At 68.3% G+C, this 17,998-nt stretch carries 18 protein-coding genes and 2 pseudogenes; 11 read left to right on the forward strand and 9 right to left on the reverse strand.

Translation table 11 applies throughout. From position 1 onward, the window contains the following. Positions 1–471: 471 nt before the first annotated feature. Positions 472–1,218, reverse strand: a complete 747-nt coding sequence (locus ACRXBZ_RS00330; RefSeq protein WP_433877233.1) for a lipoate--protein ligase family protein — start codon at positions 1,216–1,218, stop codon at positions 472–474. A 179-nt stretch (positions 1,219–1,397) separates the two neighbouring features. Here ACRXBZ_RS00330 and ACRXBZ_RS00335 point away from each other — a divergent pair, with 179 nt between their 5' ends. From ACRXBZ_RS00335 to ACRXBZ_RS00370, 8 genes and pseudogenes are all read left to right on the forward strand, one after another. Further along, positions 1,398–2,285, forward strand: coding sequence for a TrmH family RNA methyltransferase (locus ACRXBZ_RS00335; protein WP_433877234.1), 888 nt, complete (start codon positions 1,398–1,400; stop codon positions 2,283–2,285). 256 nt (positions 2,286–2,541) lie between these two features. After that, positions 2,542–3,237: a pyrroloquinoline-quinone synthase PqqC gene (gene pqqC, locus ACRXBZ_RS00340; protein ID WP_433877235.1), complete on the forward strand. Its 696-nt coding sequence runs from the start codon at positions 2,542–2,544 to the stop codon at positions 3,235–3,237. Then, a pseudogene (gene pqqD / locus ACRXBZ_RS00345) lies at positions 3,228–3,710 on the forward strand (pyrroloquinoline quinone biosynthesis peptide chaperone PqqD); the annotation flags it as partial. The gene pqqC and the pseudogene pqqD, both read left to right, overlap by 10 nt. 97 nt (positions 3,711–3,807) lie before the next feature. Then, positions 3,808–4,575 (forward strand): SPASM domain-containing protein, encoded by a 768-nt coding sequence (locus ACRXBZ_RS00350; protein WP_433877236.1) that lies wholly within the window; start codon positions 3,808–3,810, stop codon positions 4,573–4,575. Next, a complete protein-coding gene (pqqB, locus tag ACRXBZ_RS00355) occupies positions 4,575–5,444 on the forward strand; it encodes a pyrroloquinoline quinone biosynthesis protein PqqB (protein WP_433883763.1) in 870 nt (289 codons plus the stop codon). The genes ACRXBZ_RS00350 and pqqB overlap by 1 nt, the downstream gene beginning before the upstream one ends. 45 nt (positions 5,445–5,489) lie before the next feature. Then, positions 5,490–7,076 carry a non-homologous end-joining DNA ligase gene (gene ligD, locus ACRXBZ_RS00360; RefSeq protein WP_433877237.1) on the forward strand — a complete coding sequence of 529 codons (1,587 nt, stop codon included), beginning with the start codon at positions 5,490–5,492 and terminating at the stop codon, positions 7,074–7,076. A 155-nt stretch (positions 7,077–7,231) separates the two neighbouring features. After that, on the forward strand, positions 7,232–8,416 hold the full coding sequence (locus ACRXBZ_RS00365) for an esterase-like activity of phytase family protein (protein ID WP_433877238.1): 1,185 nt from the start codon (positions 7,232–7,234) through the stop codon (positions 8,414–8,416). A gap of 297 nt (positions 8,417–8,713) precedes the next feature. Next, entirely contained in the window at positions 8,714–8,866 is a 153-nt protein-coding gene (locus tag ACRXBZ_RS00370; protein WP_358565011.1) for a hypothetical protein, read from the forward strand. Between the two features lie 54 nt (positions 8,867–8,920). Here ACRXBZ_RS00370 and ACRXBZ_RS00375 read toward each other — a convergent pair whose 3' ends face one another. Beyond that, positions 8,921–9,127: a hypothetical protein gene (locus tag ACRXBZ_RS00375; protein WP_433877239.1), complete on the reverse strand. Its 207-nt coding sequence runs from the start codon at positions 9,125–9,127 to the stop codon at positions 8,921–8,923. Between the two features lie 139 nt (positions 9,128–9,266). Between ACRXBZ_RS00375 and ACRXBZ_RS00380 the strand changes: the two genes are divergently transcribed. Next, complete coding sequence (locus tag ACRXBZ_RS00380) at positions 9,267–9,830, forward strand: hypothetical protein (protein ID WP_433877240.1); 564 nt, start codon at positions 9,267–9,269, stop codon at positions 9,828–9,830. 151 nt (positions 9,831–9,981) lie between these two features. Continuing rightward, the gene (locus ACRXBZ_RS00385; RefSeq protein WP_433877241.1) at positions 9,982–10,275 is read left to right on the forward strand and encodes an alpha/beta fold hydrolase; all 294 of its coding nucleotides are present in this window, start codon (positions 9,982–9,984) and stop codon (positions 10,273–10,275) included. 316 nt (positions 10,276–10,591) lie between these two features. Here ACRXBZ_RS00385 and ACRXBZ_RS00390 read toward each other — a convergent pair whose 3' ends face one another. From ACRXBZ_RS00390 to ACRXBZ_RS00415, 6 genes and pseudogenes are all read right to left on the reverse strand, one after another. Then, on the reverse strand, positions 10,592–11,029 hold the full coding sequence (locus ACRXBZ_RS00390; RefSeq protein ID WP_433883764.1) for a hypothetical protein: 438 nt from the start codon (positions 11,027–11,029) through the stop codon (positions 10,592–10,594). Positions 11,030–11,062: 33 nt separating this feature from the next. After that, positions 11,063–11,422 carry a zinc ribbon domain-containing protein gene (locus ACRXBZ_RS00395; protein ID WP_433877242.1) on the reverse strand — a complete coding sequence of 120 codons (360 nt, stop codon included), beginning with the start codon at positions 11,420–11,422 and terminating at the stop codon, positions 11,063–11,065. Between the two features lie 9 nt (positions 11,423–11,431). Beyond that, a complete protein-coding gene (locus tag ACRXBZ_RS00400) occupies positions 11,432–12,427 on the reverse strand; it encodes an RNA-guided endonuclease InsQ/TnpB family protein (RefSeq protein ID WP_433877243.1) in 996 nt (331 codons plus the stop codon). A 4-nt stretch (positions 12,428–12,431) separates the two neighbouring features. Then, complete coding sequence (gene tnpA / locus ACRXBZ_RS00405; protein ID WP_433883765.1) at positions 12,432–12,830, reverse strand: IS200/IS605 family transposase; 399 nt, start codon at positions 12,828–12,830, stop codon at positions 12,432–12,434. Positions 12,831–13,337: 507 nt separating this feature from the next. Beyond that, on the reverse strand, positions 13,338–14,186 hold the full coding sequence (gene purU / locus ACRXBZ_RS00410) for a formyltetrahydrofolate deformylase (protein WP_433877244.1): 849 nt from the start codon (positions 14,184–14,186) through the stop codon (positions 13,338–13,340). Between the two features lie 172 nt (positions 14,187–14,358). Further along, positions 14,359–14,427, reverse strand: a pseudogene (locus ACRXBZ_RS00415) (serine dehydratase beta chain); the annotation flags it as partial. Positions 14,428–14,534: 107 nt separating this feature from the next. Here ACRXBZ_RS00415 and ACRXBZ_RS00420 point away from each other — a divergent pair. Further along, entirely contained in the window at positions 14,535–15,209 is a 675-nt protein-coding gene (locus tag ACRXBZ_RS00420) for a GntR family transcriptional regulator (RefSeq protein WP_168588930.1), read from the forward strand. Positions 15,210–15,357: 148 nt separating this feature from the next. Here ACRXBZ_RS00420 and ACRXBZ_RS00425 read toward each other — a convergent pair whose 3' ends face one another. After that, entirely contained in the window at positions 15,358–17,832 is a 2,475-nt protein-coding gene (locus ACRXBZ_RS00425; RefSeq protein WP_433877245.1) for a GcvT family protein, read from the reverse strand. Positions 17,833–17,998 lie beyond the last annotated feature (166 nt).

Raw genomic sequence — 17,998 nt, forward strand, 5'->3', positions numbered from 1 at the left:
CCTCCGAGCGGTTATGATCAACGATCGGCGATGATAATCGTTTTCACTCTTGAGCGGCAACTCGCCCTCGGATGAATAACCCGCGCCCACCGACGAAACCGACCGTCACCAGGGAGGTTGGTCGGGTGGCCGAATCCCTCGTCCAAAACGTGATCGGACTGTGGCGTCGCGATTCCGGCGGAAGTGCCCCCCGGCATCGCGGTCGAGGCCGGAGACGGGATGGCCGGCGCGATGAACGCGGCGGGGCGGATGGCCGACCAGACGATCGCGCTCGCCCCGGCACGGGAGGCGTTCACCAGCGTTCACCAGCGGTCTCCATGCGGTTTCCATGCGGTTTCCATGCGGTTTCCATCGTCGGCGCCACCTTCGTTATCCTCTTCGCGGTCATCGGCATGGTGGTGCTGCGCAAGCGCTCCCGGCCCGAGCCAGAACCGGCGGCCTGCACCCGAGGTGACCGCCGCCTGAACGCCTTTAGATGCGGTGGTCGTCGGTCAGCTCGCCGGCCTTGGCCAGCAGGTCGTCGGCCAGCAACGTCGGGACCAGGCCGAATCGTTCGTCGTAGGCCGCGACGACCTCGGCTTCGAAGTCGTCGAGCGATACGCCGGGCGACTCCGCGGCCACCGAGCCCACCGAGTCGTCGTCGAAGGGCAGATCCAGGTGCCGGTAGACGTCGGTCAGCAGCGGGCGCAGCACCTCGGCGTCGTCGAAGATCGCCACCGCGCTGAACAGCCATGCGCCACGCACCATCCGCTGCGCCGTGCCGACCAGCTTCACCCGGCCCCTCGCGTTCACGCTGTGCGCGCCCGGGCAGTACTCCCCCGGCACCGCCCCGACCCGCGCGCCGACGCCGTGGTTGCGAAGCACCCCGGCCCACAGCTCGGCGTAGCCCTCGAACCGCTCGTCCATGCCCGCCAGGTAACCGGGGTCGGTTCCGACGTGATCGACCACCAGCGACCGCTCGGTGTAAGCCACCGCACGTCCGCCCGGGGCGCGCAGGACCGGCGTGAACCCGGCGTCCCGAACGGCGCGGACCGCGCCGGGAAAGCCGGGCAGCAGCGTGTCCCGCCGTCCGAAGGCGACGACCCGGGCGCCCGGCCGGTACACCCGCACCGCCGGCCCCGACTCGCCTCTGCTGACGCGGCGCAACATCGCATGCGCGACCGCGACCTCCAGCGCCTGATCCGCGCCAACCCCGAGCGCACCGCGAAAGAGCTCCACGGGCCGATTCTACTGGCCGGAAGATCGCCAGCTCACCGCCCGAAACCCGGGCGAGCCCTGGAGCCTTGAAACCGGCGGTCCACACCACGTTGTCGGCGCCGAGCTGTCCGCCGTCGGCCAGCACCAAGCCGGCCGCGCGCTGCGAAGTCGTCTTCCGCGGTGCCTGCTAGCCTTGCGCGGTGTCAGGCGCAAGACGTGATTCGGGGAAAATCCGCGGCAAGGGCAGTGCAGGCGCGCGTTCCGGCCAAAGTCTTCGCGTCAGCACCCACAACGCACTTTTCCAGCAGTGGCAAGCGCTGCTGTCGAACCGCACCAAGCGACAGCGTTCCGGCGAGTTCCTGATCCACGGTGTGCGACCGATTACGCTCGCGGTGGAGCGCGGTTGGCCACTGCGCAATCTCTTGTACCCGTCGGGCAGGAGGCTCTCCTCCTGGGCCAGCCGGCTGATCGATGAATGCGCCGTCAAGACCGTTGAAGTGCACCCGGATCTGCTCCGGGAACTCGGCGAGCGCGAATCCGAACCACCGGAACTCATCGCCGTCGCCGAGCTGCGGCGCGACGACCTCGACCGGGTGCCGGTGGAGCAGGACTTCCTGGGCGTGGTCTTCGACCGGCCCACCAGCCCGGGCAACATCGGAACCCTGGTGCGCTCCGCGGACGCCTTCGGCGCCGACGGCCTGATCGTGAGCGGTCATGCCGCAGACGTCTACGACCCGAAGTCGGTGCGCGCGAGCACTGGGTCGCTGTTCTCGGTGCCTGCGGTCCGGGTGCCGTCACCGCGCACCGTCCTCGACTGGGTCACCGAACACCGGCGGCGCGGGGTGGCGATCGCGGTCGTCGGCACCGACGAGAACGGCACCTCCGAGATCACCGAATGCGATCTCACCCGGCCCGTCCTGCTGGTTATCGGCAACGAGACAACCGGGATGAGCACCACCTGGCAGGAAATGTGCGACGAGGTCGTCCGGGTTCCCATCGGGGGCGCCGCGAGTTCGCTGAATGCGGCCTCAGCGGGAACCGTGCTGCTTTACGAGGCTGCCCGGCAGCGCGGTTTTCCCGTTACTTGAGCCGGGCGGCGAAATTCGCGGCTGATCGGCGGTACCGGTTGCGGCGGTCGTGTTTTTCGCGGTTCGGAATCTTGATTCCGGTGGTTCGGCACTAGTACGGTCCGATTCGCTTGTCCTTCTTGCGAAATGGAGGTCTTGTGATGGCCGCTCCTGCGGAATCGGTTCCCGCCCCCGCTCCGCCGAGCTGGACCCCACCGCTGGTCGAACAATACGAAACCCGTCCCGAGGTCACCGCTTACGCGCACGACGGCAGTCGGTGAGTCGGCCGCTGGGCGAGACCGAGTTCCGGGAATCCTTGCAGCGGTTGGCGAAGCGCTACTGGGCGCGCCACCCGTTCCACCGGCGCTTGCACGACGGCCGCTGCAGCCAGCCGGAGGTTCGGCTGTGGGTGGCCAACCGGTGGTACTACCAACGGCACCTGTCGCAGAAGAACGCCGCCATCGCGGCTAACTGCCCGCTTCCGGAGGTGCGGCGGATCTGGGTCGAGCGGATCGGCTTCCAGGACGGATCCAGCGACGCCGAAGGCGGCCTGCACGACTGGCTGGTGCTCGCCGAAGCGGTCGGCCTGCAGCGGTCCGAGGTCCTCGACGAGCGCCACGTGCTGCCCGGCGTTCGGTTCGCCGTTGACGCGTACCTGGACTTCTGCCGGCGCAAGCCATGGATCGAAAGTGTGGCCGCGGCGTTGACCGAGATGTTCTCGCCCGATCACATGTCCGACCGGATGGCGGCCTGGCGGCGCCACTACCACTGGATCGAACCCGCCGGGCTGGCCTACTTCGAGCGGCGGATCCCGGCCGCCCGCGCGGACAGCACCCGGACGCTGCAGGTCGTGCTCGACCACTGCGAGACGCGCGAGCAGCAGGACGCCGCGGTGCGGGCGTTGGCGTTCAAATGCGATGTGCTTTGGGCGATGCTGGACGCCATCGACTACAAGGGACAGTCATGGAAGTGACCGCCGACAGCCGCCCCGGGCTGCGGCGCGGTGTCCGGTTTGTGCATGACCGCGTCCGCGCGAGCCACGCCCTGCTGTACCCGGAAGGTGTGTTGCTGCTCAACGACACCGCAGCCGACATCGTGAGCAGGTGCGACACCAAGCGCACGGTCACCGACATCGTCAGCGAGCTCGTGGCCGCGTACCAGGGCGTGACCGCCGAATCCGTGCTCGAAATGCTCGCGGACCTGGCGCGTCGCCGAATGCTGGGGGCGGAACCGGCCGAGGTGGCGGAATCCGGTCCACAACAGGAGGATCCGCGATCCGGACTGCCCCTGGGCTTGCTTGCCGAGCTGACCTATCGGTGCCCGTTGCAGTGCACGTACTGCTCGAACCCCCTGAACCTCGCAGACTACCAGGACGAACTCGACACCGAGGACTGGTTGCGCGTCATCGAGCAGGCTCGGTCGATCGGCGTACTGCAACTGCACCTCTCCGGTGGCGAACCGGCACTGCGCCGGGACCTCGTTCCCCTCGTCGCGGCGGCCCGGGAACCTCGTCACCAGTGGGTTCTCCCTGCCGCCGAAGCGGTTGCACGAACTCGCCGAGGCCGGCCTGGACCACATCCAGCTGTCCGTGCAGGACTCGGCCGCGATGCCGGCCGACGCCATCGCCGGACGTCGCGCGCACGCCCGCAAGATGATCGTCGCGCGCAGCATCGCCGAAACCGGCTTGCCCATGACCGTCAACGCGGTCCTGCACCGCGGGAACATCGCGCGGCTGCTCGACATCGTCGAACTCGCAGCGGATTTCGGGGCGGAACGCGTCGAGCTGGCCAACACCCAGTTCTACGGCTGGGCCTTGCGCAACCGCGCCGCCCTGATGCCCCGCCGGGAACAGGTGCAGCGCGCGGACGCGGACGCGGCGCTGGCCCGCGAGCGCTACGGCGACCGGTTGGAGATCGTGTACGTGACCGCAGACTACTTCAGCCCGCGCCCCAAACCGTGCAACTACGGCTGGGGCAGCCGGCAACTGACGGTGGCCCCGAACGGCGACGTGCTCCCCTGCCTGGCCGCCGGGCAGCTGCCCGGCCTGGACGCTCCCTCGGTGCGCGACTCGACGCTGGAGGCGGTCTGGTTCGATTCGGCGGCGTTCAACCGCTTCCGGGGCACCGAGTGGATGCCCGACCCCTGCCGCAGCTGCGCGTTGAAGGACGTCGACTTCGGCGGCTGCCGATGCCAGGCCTACCAGCTCGTGGGCGACGCGGCCGTCACCGATCCGGCCTGCTCGTTGTCCGAACACCACGACCTGATCCGGACCGAGTTCCAACCGCAGCCCGCAGTTCCGAGGCGGATGTGATGCGGGTACGCGTCCTCGGCACCGCAGCCGGCGGCGGCCTTCCGCAGTGGAACTGCAGCTGTCAGAGCTGCTGCCGGGCCGCGGAACGCGGCGTGCAGCTAAGCCAGGACTGCCTGGCGATCAGCGGCGACGGAAACTCCTGGTACCTGGTGAACGCGTCGCCGGACCTGCGAACTCAGCTGCTGGCCACCCCCGAACTCCGTCCACCGCCGGGCACCCGGCGCACCCCCGTCGAAGGCGTGCTGCTCACCAGCGCCGAGCTGGACCACACCCTCGGCCTGCTCACCCTGCGGGAATCCTCCCGGCTGCCGATCTACGCGACCGCCGCCGTCCACCAGGCGCTTCAGCAGGCATTCCCGATCACCGAGGTCGTCGGCAGCTACACCACCGTGCAGCCGGAGATCGTCTCCGATCGCCAAGTGCTGGCGGGCGGGCTCGCCGCCGAGATCGCCGTCGTCGGCGACAAGCGCCCCCGCTACGCGGGAGATCTGCGCGGAACCGATTGGGTCGTGGCCTACCGGTTCACCGGCTCCGGCCGAAGCCTCGTGTACGCGCCGTGCCTGCCCGCCTGGAACGACGCGTTCGAGCAGGTCATCGACGGCGCCGACGTCGTGCTCCTGGATGGCACCTTCTTCACCGAGGACGAGCTGACGCATGCCTCCGGCAGTGACCGCCCCGCGAGCAGCATGGGCCACCTGCCGATCCGGGCGGCCCTTCCGGAGATCGCCCGCCACCCGAGGACGCGGTTCCTGTTCACCCACCTGAACAACACCAATCCGCTGGCCCACCCCGACGCGCCGGAGCTCGCCGAGGTGCGCGCGGCCGGTGCCGAGATCGCCGCCGAACGCCAGCTGCTGGTGCTGGAATGACGTCCCCGATTTTTGCTCGCGCCTGATATCGGGTATTTGGGAGACGTGAATGACGAGCGGCTGGCGAAGTACCGGGAGATGCGCGACTTCACCCGCACCGCCGAGCCCAGCGGCGACGGCGAGGTGCGCGCGACCGGCGACCGCTTCGTCGTGCAGCGGCACCGGGCCCGCCGCCGGCACTACGACCTGCGGCTGGAGTTCGACGGCGTCCTCCTGAGCTGGGCCGTGCCCAAGGGCCCGACGCTGGACCCGTCGGCGCGGCGCATGGCGGTTCAGGTCGAGGACCACCCCCTGGAGTACGCCGATTTCGAGGGCACCATCCCGGCCGGCGAGTACGGTGGCGGCGACGTCATCGTGTGGGACCGCGGCACCTGGGAAGCTGTGGAGGACGATCCGGCCGCCGCGATCGAGGCCGGGACACTGCACTTCGACCTGCACGGCGACAAGCTGGTGGGCCGGTTCGTGCTGGTGCGGCGCGGCGAGAAGCAGTGGCTGCTGCTGCACAAGAAGGACGAGCACGCCGAGCCAGGCTGGGATCCGGAGGATCATCCGCGGTCGGTGAAGAGCGGCCGCACCAACGAGGAGGTCGCCGCCGCGCCGGAAGCGATGTGGCGCAGCGATCTACCGCCGTCGGAAGCTGAAATTACCTTGGGTGCCAACAAGTCCCGCGCGAAGGCGCACTGGGATCCGCCCACCGGCGAGGAGCTGGCGGCGCTCGACGAGCTCGGCAGCAAGGGCCGATGGCGGCTGGCCGGGCGGAACCTCGCGCTGACCAACCTCGACAAGGTGCTGTTCCCGGCCCGCGACGACGAGGCACCGGTGACCAAGCGCGACCTGATCCGCTACCACGCGCTGATCGCCCCAGTGATGCTGCCCTACCTCGCCGACCGACCGCTGAACTCGCACCGCTTCCCGAACGGGGTGGACGAACCCGGTTTCTGGCACAAGGAAGTCCCGAGCCACGCCCCCGACTGGCTCCGCCGCTGGCGCTACGAGGACGCCGACCCGGACGACACCCAGTGGTACCTCATCCCGGACAGCGTCACCGCCCTCGCCTGGCTGGCCAACTACGCGGCGCTGGAACTGCACGCGTGGACCTCGCGCGCATCCGACGTCCACCACCCGACCTGGGCGCTGTTCGACATCGACCCGGGCAGCAGGACGACGTTCGAGGAAGTGCTCGTCCTCGCGCGCCTGCACCGGACCGCAATGGAGCACCTCGGCGTCGAGGCCCGCCCGAAGGTGACCGGGCAGCGCGGCATCCAGATCTGGGTGCCGGTCGAACCGCGCTACACCTACGCGGAAACCCGGGCCTGGGTCGAGAAGGTGTCCAAGGCCGTCGGCGGCACCGTCCCCGAGCTGGTCAGCTGGGCGTGGACGAAGACCGACCGCCGCGGCCTGGCGCGGCTGGACTACACCCAGAACGTCATCAACAAGACCCTGGTCGCCCCCTACAGCGCCCGCCCGCGGCCGGGCGCCCCGGTGTCCGTGCCGCTGGAGTGGGACGAGCTCGACGACCCGGACCTGGCCCCCGACCGGTGGACGATCCGCACCGTCCTGGACCGGATCGCAACGGTCGGGGACCCCTTCGCGGCCCTCCTCGACGTCGAGCAGCAGCTACCACCGGTCTGAGCCGTCGAACCGCCACGGCGGCTTTCAGGGCGCTCACTTTCTGCGATCCGGTTGCGACGTCCTGCTCACCAGGCAGAACCGACGGGCACGCGGCCGCCTCCTCGGAAGAGTGATCGAGCTGGCGCGGCCGACCGGGTACCGGTTGGCTGTTGATCATGCAAATCCGAACCCGATCGGCAATGCTCGCCGCTGCCGCCCTGCTGTTCCTCGCCCCGGCCGCGTTCCCGGCCGCTGCGCAGGAATCCGGCTCGTCCCGACTGCTGGGGACCTACGTGGTGCCGCACGACCTGCGGGTGGACGGCACCCCGGTCGGCGGTCTGTCCTCGGTGGACTACGATCGCCGAAGCGGCGACTTCGTCTTCGTCAGCGACGACTGGTCCGACTACGCACCGGCCCGCTACTACCGGGCTGACGTCTCGGTGACCGAGCGCGGCGTCGAGGACGTGACGTTCACCGGGGCGTCGTTGTTCCGCCGCCCGGACGGCACCACCTATCCGACGATCGACACCTGGCGCGAGGCGCAGCACGAGGTGCCGCGCGCGTTGCGGAACGTGCTGGGCACCGTGGACCCGGAGGAACTGCGGGTCGATCCGCTCACCGGTGACGTCGCCTGGACCAACGAAGGGCAGCGCAACGTTCCCGCCGATGCCTCCGAGCGGGGGACCGTGCTGCTCGACCCGGCGCTGCGGATCTCGCACCGCGACGGCCGGTACGTGCGGGACCTGCCGACCGCGCCGAACGAGAAGATGACGATGGGCGAAACGGGCCCGCGCGTCAACGAAACCTTCGAGGGCCTGACATACACCGCCGACGGCAGGCAGGTCGTCTCCGCTCTCGAGGGCCCGCTGGAGCAGGACGGGCCGTCGGCCAACGCCGACCACGGCGCCTTCAGCCGCATCACGGTGCACGACCGGGCGGGCCTGCCGATCGCCCAGTACGCCTACCCGGTGGAGCCGTTGTTCGCCCAGCCCCAGCCGCCGAACGACTGGAACGCCAACGGGATCTCGTCGTTGCTCGCCGACGAGCAGCCGGGCCGCTTCCTCGCCCTGGAGCGCGGCTACGCCAGCGGGATCGGCACGAAGGGCCGCATCTTCGAGTTCAGCACGGTCGGGGCCGACGACGTCATGGACCGGTATTCGCTGGCCGGCGGAGGTTTCCGCGCCGTGCAGAAGAAGCTGCTGGTCGACCTGGACGAGATCGGCGTGCCCTACACCGACAACGTCGAGGGCATCAGCTGGGGACCGCTCCTGCCCACCGGGGAACGGGTGCTCCTGGTGGTCAGCGACAACAACTTCTCGCCCAACCAGCAGACCCAGCTGATCGCCATCGCCGTCCGCTGACCGGCGGGCGTCGAGCCTGGAACCCGCGTCTTCGGTTCGTTTCGAGGACGTCGCTGTGACCGCCATGTTCGCGAAGATCCCGGATAGGCCCCTGCGCACCGCTTACCGGATGATGAACAGGTTCCCGGCGCTCGGCGCTGGCTCCGGACCTTCCGCGCCGAGTTCTGAGGCATCCGGTCACCGGTGATGCGCGTCGCACTCGATCGTCCGGCGGCGTGGCGCACCCGGTTGGCATGCTGATGTTGTCCCGTGATCGCTGACCGTTGCCGCACCGGCTCCGGTCGACCGGAGGAAAACATGAGCACCGAACCCGACCGTCCCAGCAACGAGGCCGAGACGGGCAGGCACAGCCACGCCGCACCGGAGGGTGCCGGGGTGCACCCGCTGATCGACCTGTCCCGCGACCCGCACCCGGGCGTGCCGGACCACGCCAAGCCGGACGAGGACTGACCACCACGAGGGGAGCAAGCGATCGCGGCTGATCCCGCGATCGCCGCCCTGGTCTCACCTGCCCCGGACGGTCCTTGACCAGGCGTCGAACAACCGGCCCGCCGAGCCGCCGATGGGCCCGACGGCATCGGCCAGCGTTTCCGGGTCCGGGAGTTCGGCGCTGGCCACCGCGGGCACCGCCTGGGCGGCGGCGTCGATGGTGCTGGAACAGGCCGAAATCAGGTGGTCCGGCACGGTCAGCGCCGGGTCGGTGCAGCCCACCAGCGGGCGTTCCGACCGCGGCGATCAGCGGGAACACCGTGCCGGGAATCCCGATCGCCGCTTCCGCCCGGGCCGACGCCTGCAACGACGGAACGTCGCTGATCTCGTAGCGGCTCCACAGCGACGGGTCTTCCCTCGGGTGCAGGCCGACCAGGATGCGCTTGCCCACAGCCTGGAGTTCCGCGGCCGCGTCCAGCAGCAGTTCGGTGCCGGGTGCCGCGCCGCCGGTGCCGTCGGCGTGCGTGACGCTGGTGAGCACCAGCACCAACCCCGGTTCGGGGGCGCGCTGCGGCAGCGCGTCGGTCTGCGGCGAGCCGATGACCCTGATCTTGCGGTGGATTCCCAGGTAGCTGCCGAACGCGCGGGATTCCGCGGGCGACGACGACGTCACCGCGCGCAGCCGGTGGTTCAGCTCCTTCGCCCGATCGGCCCTGGCCGGGCCCAGGTAGGCCAGCGAACTGGCGACCACGGGAAGCTCTCCGAAGCGCGCCGCGCAGTCCGCCGGCCAGTCCCCCGCCCCGGTGACCACCAGCAGGTCCGCGTGGGGTGCCGCGTCGGGCACCGCGGTCGGTACCGGGTCGTCCTGGGCGACTTTGGAGAGGTCCGGCACCAGCTGGGTCAGCTGCCAGCCGCCCGCGGAGTACGGGCGCATCCGCGCGTGGTCGGCTTCTTCGGCGCACCTGGCCGCCCGAACTGGAGCTGACCGAGCACCTGTGCGCGGCCTACACGCCCGCGCTCCGCGTGCTCGGAAGGTCCGCAGGTGGTGCACCGGATGCGGGCAGCCGGTCGTGCGGTGTCCACATCAGACGGTTGGGTGTGCGTGGTGCAGGACCGAGGACCGTGAGCGTTTTTCGGTGCTATGGCGCCCAAAATCACTCACGGCCAGGTGGCGACCTAACGACGAGCAGCGTGCCAACCGCCTCACGGTCGCGGATCGAGCGGAACGCGAGGGCACCGGCCCGGCGCTGGTGGTCGTCGGCGAGGAGGACACCCTGACGCCGCCGGGGAACGCGCGCGAACTCACGGGCGCGCTGTCAGGAAGCGAGCTCGTGACGCTGCCCGGTGCCGGGCACCTGCCGTCGATCGAGTCGCCGGACGCATTCGCCGAAGCCGTCCGCCCCTGCTTTCCCGGCTCGGCTGAGCGCTAGTTCTCGCCCGGCGGTCGGGCATCCCGCCCGATGCTGCGATCAGGCGACTTCTCGGCGTCCGCTTCGGATCGCTTGAACTGCTCGGCCGTTTCGCCGGGCCGCACGAAGTACGCGCCGGACGAGAAACCTACTGTTGGTAAGGTAACCGCTGAGCACGTCAACAGCAGATTCGACGCGCTCACCCCACAGCTAAAGCAAGGGGTCTGCGCGCGCTACGTTTGTCCGATCACGCGGGTGCCCACTCGCCGCTAACAGCCCTGTACCAGCGCCTCAACGACGGGTGCACCAGTGCCCGCTGCCTTGTCCGCATCGCCGGTCAGCTGGTGTAGGAGATGAATCCACCGACGAGGGCACCGTAGAGGACATGCCCCAGAAGACTGACGATCGGTGTCACCGCTCCGTAGTTGAGCAAGAGGAAACCCGGCGGTTCGAGAAGCGCGCTCTGTGGAGCGCTGGTCAGGTTGGTTCCCATCCGCGGGTGCACCACCGGCAGCAGGAGGTTCACCAGTGCGGTGCCGGCGAACATGCCGTGGACCAGACCGAACAGCGCCCCCAACCACCAACTGCTGGTTCTCTGGGCGACGAACAGCCCGTAGTAGCCCAAGGCGAACAGCTCCCCGAACACGAAGTGCGCCAGGTAGCCGAGGGCTTTCGCTCGGGAGCGGTTGACCGTTACGCAGGTGCCGAGCAGGAAAGGGATGTCGATGCGGGTCAGTTTGAGCTCATCCGCCGCACGCAATGCCGTGGTCAGCACCAAGGTGCCGATGAACCCGCCAGCGAGCGCTCCCTATCCGCACCGGCGCCGACCCGCGGTCCCCCTCCAATGCGAGCACCCGCTCGGGTGCGCCGACCCCTCCGTCGAGCCGGTACAGCGGGCGCAGGCGCGGCTCTCGTTGATCGTGATCGAACTGAGTGGCATGCTTGACGTCCTTCCCACGGCCGGGGGGGTTCCAACCAGCGCTAACGCCGGTTGAGGTTCCTGCTTCACGGACCGCCTAACGGCGAGGTCTCCACAGGCTGTCCCCGCCCGTCCGGCGGCGAGAATGTTCTTCGCCGCGTTCACGTCAGCGTGCGCGGTGTGGCCGCACTGGGTACACCGAAAAACCGCTTGGCTCTCACGGCTTTCCGGGTCCACAGCACGGCACACCGCGCACGTCTACGACGTGTACGCAGCAGGCACCTTCACGATCTCGCTGCCGCTATAGCGGGCAGCGTTACACAGGGCCAGTTCAAGCTTGTGCCAGCCTTTGCCGAGGATGACGCGGTTCAGGCCGGACTTGTGGGCGACGTTCCGGCCGGGTTCTTCAGCGGTTCCGCTCGCCGACCGGGTCATGTTCCGGGTACGGAGGTCTTCCAGCACGACCAGCGCGTTGCGGTCGGTAAGCTCGGCCGCGACCTGCGAGCAGAAGTCCGCTCGCCGGTCGCGTTCGCGCCGCTTCAACCGGCGCATCTTGCCGAGCGTCTTCTTACGGTCTGCGCTGCCCCGCTTCTGCCGGGAAAGCTTCTGCTGCAACCCGCGGTAACGCTCACCCTCGCCAGACGAGACGAAAACGCGGTCAATGAGCTTGCCGTCACTGGTAGCTACCGCTGCCGCGACTCCACGGTCGACACCGACACCGCTGTGGGGTGCGGCGTGCCGTTCTGGGGTGCTGGCGCCGTCGTCAACGAACAACGACACGAACCAGTCCCGGCCATCGCGGGACACTGTCACGGACCGCACGGCACCACCGAGCCGGCGGGTCATGCGGAACCGCACCCACCCCAGCTTCGAAAGCTTCGCCCGTCCCCACCGCTTGTTCAGCCGCTCGACCCCGATGAGCTTGCCCATCGGGAACCGCAACGACGGGTTCCAACGCTGCTTACCGCGCCACTTAACCCGGAACGTGCCGTGGTCGCGGCACGCCCGGTCCAGATCCTTCAACGCCTGCTGAAGGATGTGCGACGGCGCGGTCTGCAACCAGTCGTGCTCGGTTTTCGCGTCGGCGAGCTCTCCGGCTTGCTCGTTGTAGTTCATCCACACCCCGCGCCGCCGGTACTCGCGGCGTTGTTCCAGGGCGGTGTTCCACACTGCCCGGCAGATATTGCCGAACTCCTCACACTGGGCGGCCTGCGCGGTGGTGAGCTTCAAGCGGTAGCGACGTCCCGTCAGCATCGGCTCACCGGGCCTTCCGCTGTTCGACGTAGCGCTTGATGACCGAGCGCGGTGCGCCGCCGACCGTCGCGACGAAATAGCTGTTGGTCCACAGCGTCGGAAGCTTCGACCGCAACCACGGGAACTCTTCCCGCAACACGCGCGACGAACGCCCCTTAATCGCTTTGACCAGCTTGTGCACCCCGTACTGCGGGTCGACTTCGACGAGAAGGTGAACGTGGTCCGGCATCGTTTCCAGCTCCACCAGCCACGCCCCCTTCTCCTCGACAACTTCCCGGATGAGCTGCTTCAAGCGTTCTTCCATCCGGCCACCGATGACCCGGCGCCGGTATTTCGGGCACCACACGACGTGGAACGCGCACTGAAAGGTGATGTTCGCGTTCGATCGCAGCGTGACGACCATACCCAGCACTATACAGCACCGAGCCATCTAACGTTGGCAGGGTTACCGCTGGGCGCGTCAGGATCGGACTTGACGCGCTAACCCCACGGATAAATCCGGGGGTCTGCGCACTACATCTACCTGATCATCGAACCCTCCGAGCCGCTACCAGGAGATCCCCTCAGCCACACCACCGGCCGCCAAGATCGTTCAGGTGACTCAGCCCGAGCCGACCTTCAGATGACGAAGCTGGTCACGCCGTTGCACAGCACCCTTATTTCGCCAGACTGCCGCAGCACAGCAGAGCCGAACCAAGGCCTTTCTGCCCCAATCACGGAGCAGCAGGCTGCGCGTCAAGTCGGGTCACCCGGAGGCGACCTCGCCCAGTCCACTTTGGATGAGATCAAAACCCAGCGGCTGCATCAGGGATCGCCCTGTCGAACGCTGCCAGCAGCGCGACCCGGTACGCACCAGACTGCCCCGACTCGCTCGAGGCGTTCGTCGGGGCAGTCCCAATAGACACCGTGGTCACGGGAAAACGACCGTGCTGTGGCCGTTGAGCAGCACCCGGCGTTCGCAATGCCAGCGCACCGCGCGGGACAACGCGAGCGCCTCGGCGTCGCGCCCCACAGTTTGCAGTGCACGGGGGTCGTAGGTGTGGTCGATCCGGATGACTTCCTGCTCGATGATCGGCCCCTCGTCCAGGTCCGAGGTGACGTAATGCGCGGTGGCACCGACCAGTTTCACGCCGCGCTGGTACGCCTGGTGGTACGGCTTGGCGCCCTTGAACCCGGGCAGGAACGAGTGGTGGATGTTGATTGCGCGGCCGTACAGAGCCTTGCTGGTCTCGTCCGAGAGGATCTGCATGTACCGCGCCAGCACGACCAGCTCGGCGTCGTACTCATCCACGAGCTGCAACAGGCGCGCCTCGGCAGCCTCCTTCGTCGCCGGGGTGACCGGAATGTGCACGAACGGCAAGCCGGCGGCCTCGGCCATCGGGCGCAGGTCCTGGTGGTTGGACACCACTGCGACGATGTCACCCCCGAGGCTTCCGGCCCGCCACCGGTAGATCAGGTCGTTCAGGCAGTGGCCGAGCTTCGACGCCATCACCAGGATCCGGGCGTTCCGGTTGGCGTTGAAGTCGTAGGTCATCTCGAACTCAGCGGCCACCGTCGCGAATCCGCGCGACAGCTCCTCCAGATCGGTGCCGTCGGGTGCCGTGACCTGGGTGCGCATGAACAGCCGGTCACGTACGGCGTCGTCGAACTGCTGGTGCTCACCGATGTCGCATCCGCGTTCGAACAGGTATCCGCTCACCGCGCGCACGATGCCCGTCCGGTTGGGGCAGCTCAGGGTGAGGGTGAAGGTGTGACTCACGCAGATCTCCTCAGCACTCCACGATGTTGAGAGCCGGCCCGCCGCGGGCGGTCTCCTGGTACTTGTCCTTCATGCCCGCGCCGGTTTCGCGCATGGTCTTGATCGTCTTGGCGAGCATGATGTCGCTGATGCGAAGCACGGTCTCCCTCGTCAGCGCAAGCAGCTCGTCGCTCGGGCCGACCATGTGCGAACTCGAGGGTCCGATCCCGACCTTGAACAGGTCGAACACGGAGATGGTCATCAGCGTTCCCTGACCCTCCTTCAAATATTGAACTAATATATCAATCTTATGCAAGACGTGCTCCAAAGAAGTGCCGGTGCATGTTCCCCTGGATTTCAGGCCCTAAGATGATGCCCGTGACCACTGCCCGACAGGAACTCGAATCGCCGACCACCTCGCTGGCCGACCGCGCCTACGCCGCGATCCAGCACCAGCTGATCATGCTGGACATCCCGCCGATGGCGCCGATCGACGACTTGGCGCTGAGCGAGTCGCTCGGCATTGGACGCACCCCCGTCCGCGAGGCCCTCAAGCGTCTCGAGGTGGATCGTCTGGTGATCTCGTACCCGCGTCGCGGCACCTTCGCGACCGGCGTGGACATCACCGACCTCGCCTACATCTCCGAAATCCGCGTGCAGCTCGAACCGCTGGCCGCCCGCCGGGCCGCCGAGAACGCCGGGAAGGCCGTGCGCGAGAAGCTGGTCGAGCTCGCCGACACCATCCAGGACAACGATGTGCTGATCATGTCGCGACACGAGCTGATGCAGTGGGACTTGCGGGTGCACCGCTCGATCTACCGCGCAACAGGCAACCCTCACCTGGAAGACACGCTGGTTCGCTACAACAACCTCGCCACCCGGATCTTCTGCGTGTTCCTGGAACGCATCACGCATTTCGACCGGCACATCGAGGAACACGTGGGCCTGCTGCGAGCGGTCGCCGATGGCGAGAGCCGGAGGGCCGAGAAGATCGCCCGAGACCACGTCACCGGATTCGAGAAGGCAATACGGGCGATCATCTGACCGGTCCGCATCGCGAGTTCTTGCAGGAAGGTTTCGAGACTGTTCATGCGCATGGCATCGGTCTTTCGTCCTCGGGGGCTGGGCCCGCAGCGGGTGGGGTGCGCGGACACCGACCGTTTGCAGACCGCGCACCCTGCTCGGGGACCGCTCAGCGGCGAATTCGGGCCATTTCCGGGTCGACCAGCGGTTCGACGGCGACAGTGGCGCGCACCTTCCGCCCGAAGTACTGGATCTCCACCGAGGTGCCTGCCGTGGCCGACGCGGGTAGCCAGGCGTAGGCGATGGGCTTACCGATCGTGTGGCCGAACGCGGCCGAGCTCACATAACCCGCGGCTTCGCCATCGAGGAACACAGGTTCGTTGCCCAGCACCACGCTACGACCGTCGTCGATGGTCAGGCAGGCAAGACGGCGGGTGACCGCTTCGTCGCTCAGCCCGGCGATCGCGTCGTAGCCGACGTAGCCGGTCTTCTTCTTGTTCACGGCGAACCCGAGACCGGCCTCGTAGGGGTTGTGCTCGGTCGTCATGTCGCTGCCCCACGACCGGTAGCCCTTCTCCAGGCGGAGGCTGTTGAACGCGGCGCGCCCGGCTGCGATGACACCGAGCGGTTGCCCCGCTTCCCACAGCACATCCCACAGCCGCTGGCCGTATTCGGCGCTGGTGTAGATCTCCCAGCCGAGTTCGCCCACATAGGACAGTCGCATCGCGGTGACCGGGATGCCGGCGATGTGTGCGTGCTTCAGGCGGAAGTACTTCAGCGCCTCGTGGGAGAAGTCGTCGCCGCTCAACGGCTGCACCAGGTCACGCGCCAGCGGACCCCACACGCCGACGCAGCAGGTACCGCCGGTGATGTCGCGAATCTGGACGCTGTGGTCGTCCGGTGCCTCGCGCCGGAAGTAGTCCAGGTCGAGGTTGCCGTTGGCGCCGACCTGGAACAGGTGCTCGCCGAGCCGGGCGACGGTCAGGTCCGAACGGATACCACCGGCCTTGTCCAGGGCGAGGGTGTAGGTCACCGAGCCGACTGACTTGTCCATCTTGCCGGTGGTCAGCCGCTGCAGGAACTCGATCGCCCCCAGGCCGCTGACCTCGATGCGCTTGAGCGGGGTCATGTCGTACATGGCGACCGCAGTGCGGGTCTTCCACGCCTCCGCCGCGGCGATCGGCGAGTGGAACATCGCTGACCAAGCGTCGCGCGACGGCGGCTGCCAGTCGGTCGGCAGTTCCTTGACCAAGCGCGCGTTGGCCTCGTACCAGTGCGGCCGCTCCCAGGCGTGTGCCTCGAGGAAGAACGCGCCCAGTTCCTTCTGCCGCGCGTGGAACGGACTTATCCGCAGGTCGCGCGGCGACAGCTTCGGTTGCAGCGGGTGCCGCACGTCGTAGATCTCCACGAAGTTCTGCTGCGAGGTCTCGCTGACGTAAGCCTCAGTCGTCTCGATCTCGTCGAACCGGTTAACGTCGCAACCGTGGAGTTCGACGTCGCTGCGGCCGTCCACGAGCAGCTGCGCGACGGCGCGGGCGACACCCGCGGAGTGGGTCACCCACACCGCCTCGGCGATCCAGAACCCGGCCACCTGCTGGGACTCTCCGACCAGCGGTCCGCCGTCGGGGGTGAAGGAGAAGATGCCGTTGAACCCGGACTCGATCTTCGCCTCCCGCAGCGTCGGCAGCAGCACCTTGCTGTGCTCCCAGGACGGCGCGAAATCCTCCTCGGTGAACGGCAACATCGACGGCATCGCCGCCTCGGTGAGATCGTCATCGTCGACTTCGGGCAGCTCGGACAGCCGCGCCGGCATGGGGCGGTGGGCGTAGCTGCCGATGCCGAGGCAGTCGTTGTGCTCGCGGTAGTAGAGGTCGTGGTCCTGGTGGCGCAGGATCGGCAGCCGTGCCTCGATCCGCTCGTCCTTGCGGCCGAGGAGCTCGGCGATCTGCCCGGTGCGCACGTACTGGTGGGCCATCGGGAGCAGGGGCACCTTCATCCCGGCAAGCTCACCGACGGCCTGCCCCCAGAACCCGGCGCAGGACACCACGATGTCGGCGGGGATCTCCTCGCCGCCGTCGGTGCGCACACCGGTGACCCGACCGCCCTGCTGGAGGATCTCGATGACGCGGGTCGAGCCGCGGAACACCGCGCCGCGGGACTCGGCGCGGCGGGCCACTGCGACGACGGCGCGGGACGCTTTGGCCAAGCCGTCCGTCGGAGTATGGAACCCACCGAGCACCCGTTCACCGTCGAGCAGCGGGTGCAGTTCGGCGCACCGCTGCGGCCCGACGACCTCGCCGGGCACCCCCCAGGAGGTGGCCCACCCCTGCTTGCGGTGCAGGTCGGCGAGCCGCTCCGGGGTGGTGGCGACCTCGAGGCCGCCGACCTGGTTGAAGCACCAGGCCCCGTCCACGTCGAGGCTCTTGAACTTCTCCACCGTGTAGGTTGCCAGCTCGGTCATGACCTTCGAGGCGCTGGTCTGGTACACGAGACCGGGCGCGTGGGAGGTCGAGCCTCCAGTGAGGGGCAGCGGGCCCTGATCGACGACAGCGACCTCGGTCCAGCCGCGCTCGGTGAGCTCGTCGGCCAGGTTCGCACCGACGATCCCAGCTCCGATGATGACGACACGAGGGGTGGTGCTCATGACGGGTCTCTCCTAAATACGGTCCACTGCGACCGCTGCGAAGATGCCTGTGAAGGATGGGAAAGCCGGGCCGTGCCGACGATCGAGGACGCCCGGCCCTAGGACGTGTTTTATAAGCGGCGGCAGCCGCTTGCGGTGTGGGACTCAACTGGCACCGCCGCGGGTT

The organism is Saccharopolyspora hattusasensis (genome assembly GCF_050972075.1).
GTDB lineage: Bacteria > Actinomycetota > Actinomycetes > Mycobacteriales > Pseudonocardiaceae > Saccharopolyspora > Saccharopolyspora hattusasensis.

Bases quoted from the DNA above. Each gene is read 5' to 3' on its own strand.
- tnpA (WP_433883765.1), bottom strand. From the start codon at position 12,830: ATGGTCGTCACGCTGCGATCGAACGCGAACATCACCTTTCAGTGCGCG.
- ACRXBZ_RS00420 (WP_168588930.1), top strand. From the start codon at position 14,535: ATGATGCCCGTGACCACTGCCCGACAGGAACTCGAATCGCCGACCACC.
- ACRXBZ_RS00365 (WP_433877238.1), top strand. From the start codon at position 7,232: ATGCAAATCCGAACCCGATCGGCAATGCTCGCCGCTGCCGCCCTGCTG.
- ACRXBZ_RS00400 (WP_433877243.1), bottom strand. From the start codon at position 12,427: ATGCTGACGGGACGTCGCTACCGCTTGAAGCTCACCACCGCGCAGGCC.
- pqqB (WP_433883763.1), top strand. From the start codon at position 4,575: ATGCGGGTACGCGTCCTCGGCACCGCAGCCGGCGGCGGCCTTCCGCAG.
- ACRXBZ_RS00425 (WP_433877245.1), bottom strand. From the start codon at position 17,832: ATGAGCACCACCCCTCGTGTCGTCATCATCGGAGCTGGGATCGTCGGT.
- ACRXBZ_RS00370 (WP_358565011.1), top strand. From the start codon at position 8,714: ATGAGCACCGAACCCGACCGTCCCAGCAACGAGGCCGAGACGGGCAGG.